The 14779-nt window shown below is 66.3% G+C and carries 10 protein-coding genes; 7 read left to right on the forward strand and 3 right to left on the reverse strand.

Annotated elements, in window-relative coordinates; genetic code table 11:
• Positions 1–85: 85 nt before the first annotated feature.
• Positions 86–577, reverse strand: a complete 492-nt coding sequence (locus ACIA5D_RS31355) for a hypothetical protein (protein WP_396033947.1) — start codon at positions 575–577, stop codon at positions 86–88.
• A 498-nt stretch (positions 578–1075) separates the two neighbouring features.
• Here ACIA5D_RS31355 and ACIA5D_RS31360 point away from each other — a divergent pair, with 498 nt between their 5' ends.
• Positions 1076–1717: a TetR/AcrR family transcriptional regulator gene (locus tag ACIA5D_RS31360; RefSeq protein ID WP_396033948.1), complete on the forward strand. Its 642-nt coding sequence runs from the start codon at positions 1076–1078 to the stop codon at positions 1715–1717.
• A 246-nt stretch (positions 1718–1963) separates the two neighbouring features.
• Entirely contained in the window at positions 1964–2371 is a 408-nt protein-coding gene (locus tag ACIA5D_RS31365) for a hypothetical protein (protein WP_396033949.1), read from the forward strand.
• 127 nt (positions 2372–2498) lie between these two features.
• On the opposite strand, the gene ACIA5D_RS31370 is transcribed toward ACIA5D_RS31365, so the two are convergent.
• On the reverse strand, positions 2499–3257 hold the full coding sequence (locus ACIA5D_RS31370; RefSeq protein ID WP_396033950.1) for an ankyrin repeat domain-containing protein: 759 nt from the start codon (positions 3255–3257) through the stop codon (positions 2499–2501).
• A gap of 320 nt (positions 3258–3577) precedes the next feature.
• Positions 3578–9133, reverse strand: a complete 5556-nt coding sequence (locus tag ACIA5D_RS31375; protein WP_396033951.1) for an AAA family ATPase — start codon at positions 9131–9133, stop codon at positions 3578–3580.
• Positions 9134–9470: 337 nt separating this feature from the next.
• Between ACIA5D_RS31375 and ACIA5D_RS31380 the strand changes: the two genes are divergently transcribed.
• The 5 genes from ACIA5D_RS31380 to ACIA5D_RS31400 all read left to right on the forward strand — a co-directional run bounded on the left by ACIA5D_RS31380 (position 9471) and on the right by ACIA5D_RS31400 (position 14753).
• Positions 9471–9860, forward strand: coding sequence for a response regulator (locus ACIA5D_RS31380; RefSeq protein ID WP_396033952.1), 390 nt, complete (start codon positions 9471–9473; stop codon positions 9858–9860).
• Entirely contained in the window at positions 9857–10537 is a 681-nt protein-coding gene (locus ACIA5D_RS31385) for a response regulator transcription factor (protein ID WP_396033954.1), read from the forward strand. Before ACIA5D_RS31380 ends, ACIA5D_RS31385 begins: the two co-directional genes overlap by 4 nt.
• 153 nt (positions 10538–10690) lie before the next feature.
• Positions 10691–11917 (forward strand): epoxide hydrolase family protein, encoded by a 1227-nt coding sequence (locus ACIA5D_RS31390; RefSeq protein WP_396033955.1) that lies wholly within the window; start codon positions 10691–10693, stop codon positions 11915–11917.
• A 100-nt stretch (positions 11918–12017) separates the two neighbouring features.
• The gene (locus tag ACIA5D_RS31395) at positions 12018–13037 is read left to right on the forward strand and encodes a redoxin domain-containing protein (protein WP_396033956.1); all 1020 of its coding nucleotides are present in this window, start codon (positions 12018–12020) and stop codon (positions 13035–13037) included.
• Positions 13038–13523: 486 nt separating this feature from the next.
• Positions 13524–14753, forward strand: coding sequence for a hypothetical protein (locus ACIA5D_RS31400; protein ID WP_396033957.1), 1230 nt, complete (start codon positions 13524–13526; stop codon positions 14751–14753).
• The last annotated feature ends 26 nt before the right edge of the window (positions 14754–14779 follow it).

The following is a 14779-nucleotide window of genomic DNA, read 5'->3' on the forward strand; positions in this document are numbered from 1 at the left end:
GTCACCCGCCGGCAAGATTCGCCTGCGGATAGTGCCGCGGCGCCTGCAAGAGGTTTGAGAAAGCCGGTGACTCGCTGATCGGCTGTCAGTCCCGGTCGCGGAGCCTGCCGTCAAGTAGTGCGGAAAGCTCCTGGGCAAGTGTCCCCAGGCTTTCACCGCGGTATACGCCTGCCAGTTCGTCCAGCAGCCGGGCCGCGACCGAAGCCTGAGCCGCCATCAGCGTCAGAGTTCGTCCCCCGGACCGGTCACCGTCGACGAGCCGCTCCCGCAGACCTTCGGTGTATTCATCGCGGTTGAGCGGATTGCCGGAACGATCCCGAGCGGTTGCCGTTGGCCGCGGCGGGGCGTGGTCGGCAACCGGGACATCACTGAACTGGGCGTGGTCCGGGCAGTAGTCTGTCTGGCGGATCGGGTCCGACGTCCAGCCGACGGCGTGATCACGAGCCCAAGATCGGGCGTCGGTGTCATTGCGCCACGCCTCGGTGGCCGGCGGCTCCAACTGGATCGGGCATCCCGCCACGTCGCAACTGAGCACGACCCGCCGCAGCGCGCCTCCCCTGGACAAGTGGATGCTCACTACAGCCCGCTCTCGTGATCGTCCCCACAATGCGGCCCGCGTCATCGCCGGCTCACGGACCGGTTGCCGCACAAAGTCGATGCTACCGCCCACCCGACATGAACGTCGCGAGCGGCACCGGTAGCCGCCGATGCACCACGGCCGATCCCGCCGTACAGACTGCCCGGCCGCACCCGCAGGCCGAAGCACTACGCAATCGAGCCACCGATTCGCGGCCCGGTGACGACCGCATACTTCGCGTCGAGATACAACCACGCTGACCGCGAGGAACAAACGAGAGCCACGAGGGTAACCCGTTGGCCCCGAGATGCCGGACACGCGGCACAACACCGCCGCCCACAAATCGGTTGCAGAGGTGGGGAGCGCGCTCGACTTCTATCGCCAGACTCATGGATGGTTTCCCAGGTCACGATCGGCACGGCACGTCATCTGATCTCTCCTCCTTGGTGCCCGCCCGGCAGACGTTCGTCGTCCCGGCGGTCGGGTAACCTGGCGGCCGTGGTCGACCCGCCGGTCAGGAGCGAGGGCGCCCGGCTGACCGCGCGGGGTGCGGCCACCCGGGAACGCATCGTGCTGGCCGCCGCTGAGCTGATGGCCGCCAAAGGTGTCGCCGCCACCACCCTCGACGAGGTCAGGCTCGCGAGCGGCACCAGCAAGTCCCAGCTCTACCACCACTTCGCGGCCAAGGAGGCACTGGTCCGCGAGGTCGTCACGCATCAGGCCGGGGTGGTGCTGGAGCGTCAGTACCAATTGCTGCGCGGCGTCAGCTCGTTTGCCGGGCTGCGCCGGTGGCGCGACGCCGTGCTGCAACGCAACACGCTGCGCAGCGGCGCGCACGGCTGTGAGATCGGCACCCTCGCGGCAGAGTTGTCCGACACCGACGAGGCCGCCCGGCAGGCACTGGCCGGCCACTTCGCCACCTGGGAACGGTTGCTCGCGGACGGCTTCCAGCGAATGCGCGACAACGGCACGCTGCGCGCCGACGCCGACCCGGCGACGCTGTCCGTAGCGGTGATCGCCGCCGTTCAGGGCGGCTATCTGCTGGCTCAGACAGCACACGACGCGGAGCCGATGCGGGTGGCCTTGGACATGGCCCTGGCACACGTCGAGACCTTCAAAGCGAGCACTACCGGACTATAAAGTCCACAATGCCAGGTGTCCAGTCGAAGCGCAGGCATTGACTCGGACCCCTAGGTTCCAGCTCAGTCAGCATCGGCCTGCAGTGGCGACCAGGACAAACAGGCCCATTCGATATGCCTTGCACATGATGATCAGCAGCTCCTGCCATCGCTTGCAGCAGTCGTTCGCCCGACGCAGGATGGACTTTCGAGTCCAACTCGATGTGGTCTACGATACGGGCGTGACAATCACCGTGAGGGAGGAGCCATGACCGGGCCGCTGGAGAATGTCAAGATTTTCGGGCTTCGGCCGGTGGAAGCGGTCGCGGGACTCGTCCCAGGCGGCCGGCACTGCGTACCAATCATGGCGGCACTGCCCGGCCTGGGCATCGAGACGGACATCGTCGGCATCTTGCACGGCGCCGACGGCCTACGCATCCTCGACCCCGAGCCGCACGGGATCGGGCAACGAGTCCTCAAGTTCTTCGAGAGCTGGGGCTACCACGCCGAGATCATCAAGCTTTACGACGAAGGCCTGCGCAAAGGTGAGTCGCTCGTGGTCGTGCCGGCGTCATATCCGGACCGGGTCGGTATCAGCCACCTGATGGCCGGCAACGGCGGCCACGCTGTCTACTACTTCGGCGTCGGGCACGTGGAGTCGCTGACCGGCCCCTGATTCCTATCGGGGATCGTTCGGGTGACCCTGGTCGGTTACGGCTCCTGGTCGGCGCGCTCCTCGTACAGGCTTGGAAGGAAGTTCTCCAGATTGCCGATCTCCTCGATGTTCCGGGGCCCGCCGTCTGCTAAGCGGTGAAGCCCAGGTCGCGAAGGAGGTCGAGCACCAGGTGGTTCCTGGGGTCGACGACAGCGAGCGGCGTCTTTTTCTCGTTGTTCTCCGCGTTGGGGTTCGCCCCTGCTTCGAGAAGGACCCGGATGCAGGCAGCACCCTGGTCCAGGGCCAGCGCGTCGTCGACGTAGCGCACCAGATGGAACATGGCGGTCTCGCCGTTGACGTCCGTGGCGCCCACGTCGGCGCCGTTCTCCACCAGTGCGGCGATGACGGAAGGCCGGACATCGAACGATGTGCCGAGCCCCGTCACGGCCCACATGAGCGCCGTGCGGTCCGCGTCGTCACGGTCGTCGATGCGCGCCCCGGCCCGGACCAGTGGTGCGACGTTCGCGGAGGTGTCGGACCCTCGGTGGAACTGGGTGTCGACCATCCACATCAGCGGCCGCTTCTTGTCGCGATCGCCGAGGTTGGGATCTGCGCCGTTGTCGAGCAGCAACTGGATCGACTCTCCGCCACGACCGCTCGCGGCGAGGATCAAGGCGGTCTCCCCCAGCGCGCCTTGCAGGTCGACGGAGGCACCCGCACCCAGCAGCACCTCCATGATCTGGATGAAGCTGCGCGCCGACGCCGACATCAGGGCGGTCCGGCCCCCGGGGCCTCGTGCGTCGACGTCCGCGCCGGCCTCCAGCGCGGCTTTCACGGCCTCGATGTTGGAGGTCTCAGCGGCTGCCAGCAGTTCCTCGTTGTGAGCAGACATGGGCGCCTCCTTCACCGAGTCATGACTGCGACAAGCGTGACAGATACGCGGGGTTTGGTCGACGGACCTACCGCGCAGGAGTCCGCTCGGCTCCTCCAGGTCGTCTCGAAGCCGTACACGATGGCGGCGATCGCGGCGGCGAGTGGTGGGCTCGGCAAGATCGACATCGAGGGCCGCGACAGCGCCCTGCAGGTGGTTCGGCTTGGTGGCGCCCGCGATCCTGTCGATGCAGTTATGACGGAATCTCTCTGCTCACGCTGCTGTCGGTGCGCACCGACGGGTCGGGTCATCGGTCGTTCCAGGTCCTCGACGACATCGCGCCGGCGGAAAGGGCGTCAAGGAAATGCCGGAAGGCTGTCGATCGCAATGGGAATGGAGAACGCCAGCGTGATTCCCGGACCATCATTCGCTGCTGCCCAGAGGCGCCCCCCATGGCTCTCGATGATGGATCGACTGACCGACAGTCCGATACCCATGCCGTCGGTCTTGGTCGTGTAGAAGGCCTCGAAGAGACTGTCCACCTCAACAATGTCGAACCCCACCCCGACGTCCTCCACGCTCAGCCGCACGTCATCGTGTTCACTTCGGGCGGTCCTGATGACCATGCGTCTTGGTCGATCATCGATGCCGTCCATCGCCTCGGACGCATTCCGGAGAAGGTTCAGGATGACTTGCTGAAGCTGCACACGATCGCCCGCAACGGAGGGGAGGTCGTCGGCGAACTCCGCCCGAACGTCCACATGGCTTCTCCGAAGCTCGCTCGACGACAGCGCAATGACCTCCCGCGCGGCCTCGTTCAGGTCCAGGGGTTCCAGAGTCAGCAGCTTCTTGCTGAACAGAGCGCGCAGACGCGCGACCACATCGGCGGCACGGTTCCCGTCGCGAAGCGTGCGACGCGCCGTTTCGCGTGCGCCCGCCAGATTCGGGGGGTCGGCGTCCAGCATGCGAAGGCTGGTGCTGGCATTGGTGATGATGCCCGACAGCGGCTGGCTGATCTCATGCGCGGTCGACGCTCCCAGCTGGGCGATGGCGGCGATTCTGTTGGCGTGCGTCAATTTCGATTGAATGTCGTGGTAACGCCGCTCGCTCGCACGAGCAGCCTCCTCGGCCGCCTTGCGCTCGCTCAGATCCACCACGAAGGCGATGCCTTCATTCTGCGTGTTGTCGTAGACCGCCGAGCCGACCAGGACGGACACGCGGGTTCCGTCTTTCCGGAAGAACTCCTTCTCGTACGGCTGCGCGATACCGCTCACTTGCAGATTGGCAAGACCGCGCTCGTCGGATTCGACCCAGTCGGCCGGCGTCAACTCATTCCAGCGCATTCTGCCCGATACGAGATCGTCATGCTGGTGTCCCGTGATACCAAGAAACGCCTCGTTGGCCTGGATGATGCGACCGTCGACGTTCCAGATGAAGATCCCAATGATGTTGGCATCCACCAGCCGCCGCACGCGTGACTCGCGCTCCTGGAGATCGGTATAGAGACGGGTATTTTCCATCGAGATGGCAGCATCGGAAGCAAGCAGCTTGAGCACCGTCACTCGCGCCGGCGTGAAGACATGCGGCGCAAGGTTGTTCTCCAAGTACAACACCCCGAGCAATCGGGACTGCTTGAGCAGCGGCAGGCAGAGCACGGACCGTGCTCGATGATGGCGAACATAGGGGTCGGCAGCGAACGCGCCCTCCGCCGAGGCATTGTGCTCGAGGACGCTCTCGTGGGTGCGCAGGACGTAACGGAGCACTGAATCCGGCAAATCTGCGCCAGTCACTTCCGCTTCGGGCAGAACGACCGCGACCTCATTGCCGTGGCTCGTGACCGCCGCTTCTATCCGAAGCCCGTCACCTTGCGGAAGAATCAACAAGCCTCGTTCGGCGCCCGCGTATTCGATGGCACTGCGCATGACCGTGTCGAGCAACTTCTCCAGAACGATCTCGCCCGATACCGTTTCGGAGACCTTGATCACCGTCGCGAGGTCGAGATGTTCCACGGTGTCCGCGATCACGGTCGGTGTGTGCGGCGCCGCGATCTCCTCGCGCAGTTCCGGGTATATCTCCTCCATTTGTCGCACCTTGCCCTGCGCGCCCCAGCGGTGATAACAGCTGCGCGCGTTCCTTCGATACGCGTGAGCGAACGTGGCGAAACCGCGATCCGCGTAGAAGCGCGCGGCCAGCTCGAACGCCAGCGCCTCCTGCTGCGCGAAGCCGTTGTCCCGGGCGGACCGGATCGCGTCCTCGTAAAGATCCATGGCCTCAGCCGTCCGGCCTTCGGTCCGCGCGATCTCGGCCAGTACGAGTGCGTAGCGGTTGCGATAGTTCTGCGGGCAGTCCTCGGCCCAGATTCTGAGCTTCTTCAGCTTGCCCTCGAGAACCCGGGTGAACTGCTCCTGCTCATTCGCGGGCGCCGCTGGGTACAGCGCGGTCAAGGTGAGGGCGTGGTAGAAGTGGTGGGTCGCCTCGATCGGCGTCGCCCTCGCGGCGTCGAGCATCAGCTCCGCCTCGCCCGCGGCCTCCAGAGCCCCGGCGAACTGGCCGTGCAGAAAGGCGAGCACCTGCTTCATGACCTGATGAAAGACGATGCCGCAGCCGAACGAAGACCTGGAGATCGCGTCGAGCGACGCCTCCTCGTCGAATCCGGTCGCGCCGATGGCCAGGCGATCGCTCGTCCTCCCTCGGAGGCTCGCGATGAACTGTTGCTGGAGAGCGATGGTGTGATACACCGCATCAATGTGGGTCTGGCCGGCAAACTCGGCGTTACGTTCGGCCAGCTTCTGCACTTCCTCGAGCGGGTCACCTCTCTCGATCGCCTGCCAGACGGCCAAGAAGGCGATATGGCCGGCGTAGACGAAGTCGCCGACTTCGAGGCACGCATGAAACGCCTGGTCAAGAATCGGGACGGCGGTGGCGAAATGGCGGCGCCAGAAGTTGACGTGGTTGCCGTGCAGGTGCAGGAGCGCGCCGCGGAGGCGCGCATTGCCGAACTTGTCGTTGAGCCGCAGCGCCATCTCGGAGAACGCGAACGCCTGCGCTGCGTCGCCATAGGTCGACACGAGTGTCAACGCATGCACCGCATAGGCGTAGCTGGCCTGCTCGGTATTGCCGTATCGCAGCGCGAAATTCACTGCCTTCATGGTTACCAACGGAAATAGTTGCGGTCGGCCGTTGTATGCGCCGGGTGCCGCCTCGACGAGCAGTCCGATGATGGCCCGCACCTCGGCGTCATCGGCTACCGGCGCGTCGAGCAGATCGCTGATGCGGCGCCCGCCGAGATTGACGGACACTGCGCGGAACTCCGCGGCCGTCGCCGCCGCTGTCTCGTCGTCCGAGTCGGGGAAGACGACACCGAACAGTCGCAGCGCTTCGAGCGCCAGGACGACGCTCTCGTCGTATCGGCTACTGGCCTGATAGACCTTGATGCGCAAGCCGTAGATCCTGGTACGGTCGAGATCCGAGTGCGCGTTGACCAGCATCAGCTCGAACAGCCGGTCCGCCGAATCGAACCTGCCGATCAGGTATTCGCACTCGGCGAGAGCAAGATAAAGCTGTAGCGTCTCGTCGTAATGCTGTCCCCAGGCTTCCTCGGTCACGAGGGCCGCCGCCTGGCCGAGATAGTCCCGCGCAGCGGTGTAGGCGATCCCGGCCTTTGCCTTCATCCCGGCGAGGACGTTCAGCTGGAGCAACCTCCTTCGCTCGGCGGCGTCGGCGATCGAGCCGACGCCACGATTCAGCTGGGCGACGATGTCGAAGACATGCTCCGTGGTGGGCTCCCCGTCGCTCGCTTCGCGGAGCCGACGCCCGATACGCAGGTGCATCTCGGGCCGCGACGCATGCGGGATGAGTGCATATGCCGCCTCCTGCACGCGGTCGTGCGCGAACAGATACGTATCGTGGAGGCGTATCACGAGGCCCGCTCGCGCGGCCTCCCGGAACGTCGCGTGGACTTCCTCCTCCGAACTTTCCCGAACGACGGCGAGCCTGGCGAACTCCGCGATGCTGCCCAGACAGGCGAGTTCCTTCAACCCCTCCTGCGCCGATACGGGCAAGCGTTGCAGTTTTCCGACCATCAACTGCGCCAGGTTGTCCGTATAGCCCTTCACACCGATCCCGGCGAGGTTCCACCGCCACGCCGCGGCACCGGCATCGAAGAACAGAAGCGACCCGGCGGCAAGCTCGGTCAGCAACTGAATCGTGAAGAAAGGATTGCCGCCGGTCTTTTCGACCACCAGGCGGGCAAGCGGCCGTACGCGCTCTTCGCCGGCATGCACGGCGTGAGCGATGAGCCGGCACACGTCATCCAGGGTGAGTGGCGAAAGCACGACCGCCCCTATCCGCGTGCCGCCGCCACGCAGGGCATCCAGCGCCCGCATGAGCGGGTGCGCCCGATCGACCTCGTTGTCGCGATAGGCGCCGATCAGCAGGAGGTGGCGCGTCTCACGGCGACCAACCAGGTCCTCGACCAGACCCAGGGTGGCGGCGTCGACCCATTGCAGATCGTCGAGAAACAGCACCAGCGGACGCCCGGAGCGGGAGAACACCCGCAGGAACGCGCGAAATGTCATCTGGAAGCGGTTGCGCGAGTCTCGCGGCGGCAGGTCCGGCACCCCAGGCTGCTCGCCGATCACCAGCTCCAGTTCGGGAACGAGACCGGTGATGAGCCGGCCGTTCGGGACGACGGCGTGCTCGATGGACGCGCGCCAGCGCGCGAGCTCCGCTTCGCTGCTGCGCAGGATCATCTGTACGAGGCCGTGCAATGCCTGGGCGAGGGTGGCGTACGGGATGTCGCGGGTGGATTGGTCACACTTTCCCGCGGCGAAGAAGGCGTCCGACGAACTCGTCGTACGCCGAAATTCGTCGACGACCGATGACTTGCCGATTCCGGAGTACCCGGACACGAGCACCAACTCGGTGCTGCCCTCAGCGGCGACACGCTCGAACGCGGCGGCCAGCTCCTGGATGCTCCGCTCGCGTCCGTACAGCGTCTCGGGAATGCGGAGGACATCGGGGATGTCGTGCACCGCCAGGGCGAACGGCTCGATCCGGACCCCGCGCCGGTGCAGCGTCAGGCAGCGTCTCAGGTCGTTGTTCACACCGGCCGCGGTCTGATACCGGTCCTCCGGTGTCTTGGCCAGCAGCTTCATGACGACAGCCGAGACCGCCGCGGAGACGCCAGGCGCCTGTTCGGCGGGCGGCACGGGTCGGCGCGCGACATGGCAATGCACCAGCTCCATGGGATCCGCCGCGGCAAACGGCAGGACGCCGGTGAGCATCTGGTAGAGGGTCACACCCAACGCGTAAAGATCGCTGCGAGCATCCACGGAGCGGTTCATGCGGCCGGTCTGCTCGGGGGCCATGTACGCCAGCGTGCCCGCGATGATCTCCGGCGGCGTCGGCGCCTGGCGCTCGCGCGCGGATGCGGTCGCGATGCCGAAACCGGTAAGCCAGACTCTCCTGGTCGCGGCGTCGGCGAGCACGTTGGCCGGCTTGATGTCCTTGTGAATGACTCCCGCTCCATGGAGCCGGCCGAGTGCGGTGGTCAGCGCGACGGCCAGTTCGAGAAAGCGTCCGAGTTCCATGGGACCGTCGATGAGGCGATCGAGGGGCTCGCCTCCGGTGTAGTCGACGACCAGCATCATGCGCCCGCGCTCGTGCACGAGGGCCAGCGGCCGAAGGGCCCACGCACGGTCGACGTAATCTCTCAGCTTGTATTCGTGTCGAAGGCGAGTGATGCTTTCGGACGTCGGTTGCTCGGTGCCGACGGGAAAGGGTATGAAAGCGTGCTTATCGCCGTCGGCGCCACCGTGCCATAACCGGCAGAAGAGACGCTCACCATCTTTCCAAAGCACCTCTACCGCGTCGTCGTCCCAACCAGCACCGAACAGAGTGGACGCCTTCATCGTCGGGTCTCCTCCCAGGCTCAAGGTCTTCCCTTCGCCCGCGACGCCTCGCACACGTGTTCCTGGCGTGCCCGGGAGGCAGCTGGGGAGTAGACCGTCAGCGGCCGGAGAAGCCCGGCAAGGCGATGCCCATGACCGGACCGTACGCCGACTCGGGCGGTCCGTCATCAGGTCGACGGCAGGCTCGTACGTGGTGGTGCGACCGGCCGGGGTCCTGCCGCGGCGCAACACCAAAGCACAATAGAGACTCGCCCAGGGGGCGCGTAGCGTTCGTCCCGGGGCTGACGTCACGGGAAGGACCGAAGTGAAGGCTGGCGGTGCAGGCGGCTCTCCTCAGGTGCTCTCACTGGTCACGGTCGTCGACGACGACGAGTCCGTACGTGAGTCGCTGCCGGATCTGCTGCGCCAATTCGGCTTTGCCGCCGAAGCGTTCTCGTCGGCCGAAGAGTTCCTCGGCTCAGACATGGTCGGCAGGACCAACTGTCTGCTCCTCGACATCGCGATGCCCGGGATGTCCGGGCCAGAGGTCCAACAAGAGCTGACGCGGCGGAGGCAGATGATTCCCATCGTGTTCATCACTGCCAGTGGGGACAGGAGCCTACGTCCGCGCCTGCTCGCGGGAGGAGCCGTCGAATGCCTGTTCAAGCCGTTCAGCGAGGCGGCGTTGCTGGAGGCGCTGGAGTCCGCACTGCGGCGGCCGGATGCTCCGCCCGACGGTGCCACATGAGCTCTGCGGACGAAGCGGAATTCGGGTCACGGGCAGCGCAACTCGCGCCCGCCACCATTGTCCCGCCCGTCGTATTCGTCGTTGACGACGACATATCAGTCCGGGAATCGCTGGAACTGATGATTCTCGCGGCCGGCTGGCACCCCGAGACCTTCCCGTCGGCGACGGACTTCCTGGCCCATCGGCGTCTCGGCGGTCCGAGCTGTCTGGTGCTCGATGTGTCGCTGCCCGACCTCAATGGTCTCGATCTCCAGAAACGCATCGTCGACCGGACGGACATGCCCATCATCTTCATTACCGGTTTTGGGGACGTGCCGACGTCGGTGCGCGCGATGAAAGCGGGCGCGGCCGAATTTCTGACAAAGCCGTTCCATGACGACGTGCTACTGAGCGCCATCAGGCAGGCCCTTGAGCGCAGTCGCATCGAAGTAGCGCGAGAAACAGAGCTGCATGCGTTCAGAAATCGTCACGCGTCCCTGACCCCGCGCGAACGGGAGATCATGGCTCTGGTGGTCTCCGGCCTGCTGAACAAGCAGATCGGCGCGGAGCTCGGCATCAGCGAGATCACGGTGAAGGCCCATCGGGGCAAGGTCATGCGCAAGATGCGGGTCGATTCACTTGCCGACCTGGTGCGAATAGCCATGGCGCTCGACGTGCCGCATGCCCCGCAGGCCTGATACCAAAGTATCGGTCAACACCATCGTGCAATAGACCTTCTCGCATTCATGCGTACCTTCGGTTATGGGCCCCATCGGACCGGCCTCACCTTCGGAAATGAGTGAGAAAGCGCCGGCTCCGGATACGACCGTCCGCAAACCAAGGAGGAACCCATGACCGCCACGGTTGACAAGTCAGCGGCAGAGAGCGCTGTCCGGCCGTTCACCATCGAGATCCCCCAAGCGGATCTCGAGGACCTTCGCTCGCGCATCGCGGCCACCCGCTGGCCCGAGAAGGAGACCGTCGACGACCAGTCGCAGGGCGTGCCGCTCGCGACGATGCAGGCCGTCGCCCGGTACTGGCACGACAAGTACGACTGGCGCAGGTGCGAGGCGAAGCTGAACGCCGTGCCGCAATTCGTCACTGAGATCGACGGCCTCGACATCCACTTCGTCCACGTCCGCTCCCAGCACGAGAACGCGCTGCCACTCGTCGTCTGCCACGGATGGCCCGGCTCGTTCATCGAACAGATGAAGATCGTCGACCTGCTCACCAACCCCACCGCGCACGGCGGCAGCGCCGCCGACGCCTTCCACGTGGTCATCCCGAACATGCCCGGTTACGGATTCTCGGGCAAGCCGGCCACGAGCGGATGGGACCCGGCCCGCATCGGGCGCGCCTGGGTGACCCTCATGAAGCGCCTCGGCTACACGAAGTTCGTGGCGGCCGGCGGGGACTGGGGTGGAGTCGTGGTCGATGTCATGGCCGGCGGTCGTGACGAGCCCTCGACGCCCGAGCCGGCGCCGCCGGAGCTGCTCGGCATCCACACCAACTTCGCCGGGGTGGTGCCGCCCGCCATCGACAAGGGCGCTCAGATCGGCAGCCCGATCCCGGCGGGTCTCTCGGACGACGAACGGCGCACGGCGGAGCAGCTGGGCGACCTCTATCCGTACGCCATCGGGCTCATGATGGGGTTGCGCCCGCAGACGCTGTACGGACTGACCGACTCACCGGTCTTCCTGGCGGCGTTCATCCTCGACCACGACCCGGCCAGCCAACAGATGATCACACGGGCATTCGCCGGTCAGCAGGAAGGCCTGAGCCGCGACGACGTTCTGGACAACATCACGCTGTTCTGGCTGACGAGGACGGGTGTCTCTGCCTCGCGGCTGTACTGGGAGTCCAAGTTCAGCTACGTCGCTGTCAAGAACGTCACCGTCCCGGTCGCCGTCAGCGTCTTCCCCGACGAGATCTACCAGGCTCCGCGGAGCTGGGCGGAGCAGGCGTACCCCAACCTGATCCACTACAACAGGGTCGAGCGGGGCGGGCACTTCGCCGCCTGGGAGCAGCCGGAGCTGTACGCCTCCGAGCTACGTGCCGGCTTCCGATCGCTGCGCTAGGGCGACCAGGGCGGGCGACCGGGTGGCTCAACATCGAGCCACTCGGTCCCTGCCGATTTCCGTCGGGGTGCCAGGCCGATCACAACGAACAGGATCTGTCATGAAAACACGCTCGCCGGCGCCTGCCGGGCTGCACACGTCCTCACCCCAGCTGCCCGTCGAGGGCACGCTGGCCTCCCTCGAGGGCGCGACCGGGTGGCTCAACTCGCCGCCGCTGACGACAACCGATCTGAGCGGCAAGATCGTGCTCGTCAACTTCTGGACCTACACCTGCATCAACTGGCTTCGCCAAGTCCCTTACCTCCGCGCCTGGTCCGGAAAGTACGCCGACCACGACCTGACCGTGATCGGCGTGCACACCCCCGAGTTCGGATTCGAGCACAACCGGGACAACGTCCGCCGTGCCGTGCACGACCTGGGAATCGAATACCCGGTCGCGATCGACAACGACCACGAGGTCTGGCGAGCCTTCGACAATCACTACTGGCCTGCGCTGTACTTCGGCGACGCGCAGGGCCGCATCCGGTACCACCACTTCGGCGAAGGCGAATACCGGCAGTCGGAAATGGTCATCCAGCAGCTGCTGGTCGAGGCGGGGCTGACCGACCACGACCACGATCCGGTGTCGGTCGACGCCCAGGGAGCAGAGGCCCCGGCCGATCGGTCCAGCCTGCGATCACCGGAGACCTACACCGGCTTCACGCGCACCAGGAACTTCGCCTCCCCCGGCGGCATCATGCCGGGCCGGCCGCATGACTACACCGCCCCGGCCGAGCTGAGGCTCAATCAATGGGCCCTGGCGGGCGACTGGACGGTCGAGGCCCAGGCCGTCAGGCTCGGCGCGGCCGGCGGGCGGATCACCTGCCGGTTCCAGGCACGCGACCTCAACCTCGTCATGGGACCGGCCGCGCCGGGAACGCCGATGTCGTTCCGGGTGCTCCTCGACGGGCAGCGGCCGGGCCCGGATCACGGAACCGACGTGGACGAGCACGGCTCCGGCACGCTCGGCGAGCAGCGGCTGTACCAGCTCGTCAGCCAAGACCCGCCGGTCACGGAGCGGACCTTCGAGATCGTGTTCTCGGAGCCCGCCGCCGAAGCCTTCGCCTTCACCTTCGGGTAGGCCAGTGGAGCCGCACCGATCTGGCCGATCGGTTCGCCGGGCTGGGCCTGCCGCACGGCTGGGCAGACACCAGCCCACTCCCGGCACTGGCCGGGCGCCTCGCCACCCGGTGTCCCATCGAACGGCATGCCACCGCCGCCCTCACCGCATCTGCCCGGCGACGATGAACCGGACGACACGCGGTTGCGACGTGGCCGACTCCGGAAAGGAACTGGCCCGCATGACCCGGACAACAGCACAGATGGAGCGCATCGGCGTCTCCGCCGTCGACAGCGCTTCAGCGCAATGGGCTGGCTCTTCCGGGAACAAAGCGCGTCCGACCATGGGCTACCTGTGCACCGCCTGGTTGGCCGACCGCTGCCTTGAGCCGGCGATGCGCGCGGGCGGCGCCCTTGAGCCACTCGGCGGGTGCAGTGCTGGGGTAGCCGGAATGGATCCACGAAACAGCGATCGCGCATCCCCGGGCAGTTACGGCACGATGTGTCCATGGGACCCGGCGACCGCCCCACGATCGGCATTCTCACCGCGTTGCCGATCGAGGCCTTCGCCGTGCTGGCCGTGCTGGACGAGGTCGCCGAGGTCGATTCGCCGGAATCGGACGACGGTGGCTCCTACTGGATCGGTTCCGTGCCGAGTTCGAAACCGGACGCGCCGCACCGGGTCGTGGTGTCGCTGCTGACGGAGGACGGTGGGGTGGCGGCCGCCCACGGATGCGCCAACCTGCAGCGCACGTGGCGGGTCGACCAGGTGGTGATGTGCGGCATCGCCTGCGGGGTGCCCCGACCGGACCAGCCCAACAGACACGTACGGCTCGGCGATATCCTCGTCGCCGAGGACGGCATCGTCCCGTACGGCCACGTGCGCGCGACCAGGAACGGACACGAGGAACTGCGCCGTCCGGCCGCCCGCCCGTCGGTACCGCTGAAGAACGCCGCCCGCCGGCTACAAGTGGACGCCGAATCCGGCATTCGGGCGTGGGAGCACATCATGGATACCCGCGGCCGCCACGCCGCCGAGGACTATTCGCGGCCATCGGGCAGCTCGGATGTACTCCTTGACGACGAGGGCAACCCCGTGCTTCACCCGGCGCCGTCGGAGACCGGCCATGTCCTGGGGCGCCCGAAGATCCATCACGGCTGGATCGGCAGCGGCGGCAAGCTCATCAACAGCGCGGCCGAGCGCAACCGGTTGGCCCTCGCGTTCCGGCTGATCGGCTTCGACATGGAGGGCGACGGCGTTGCGGATACGGCGTACCTCCAGCGGGTGGACTGGTTCATGGTGCGTGGGGTGTCCGACTACGGCGGTGGCACGAACGACGTATGGCACCGATACGCATCGCTGGCCGCCGCGTCGTACGTGCGGGTGTTGCTGGGCCGCCTCGATCCTCCGGCCGCCACTGCGAAGAGGGCCGAGGTCATAGACGTCGAAGCCGGCGGCGACCGGGCTCATCGGGCGCTGGTCGACGCGGTGTGGGCGGTACGGACCATGCGAACGCCGAGCGGCCGCGACCGGGTGGTCTCCGAACTGGCCGAGACGTACGGCCTGCGAATCACCCGGGTGCGGGACGCCTACCTCGACGTGGACGGCATAGTCAGTGCGGCCGGGCAGATCCGGGGAGGGCTGCACTCCCTGATCGAATTACTGCAATCGATCGAATACGACTCCGCCCCCCTGCAGCAGCTGGTCCGGCTCGTCGGATTTCCGACAGCGGGATGAGGACACCGGCATGGATGATCGCGCAC

The sequence above is a fragment of the Actinoplanes sp. NPDC051513 genome (assembly GCF_044454685.1).
GTDB lineage: Bacteria > Actinomycetota > Actinomycetes > Mycobacteriales > Micromonosporaceae > Actinoplanes.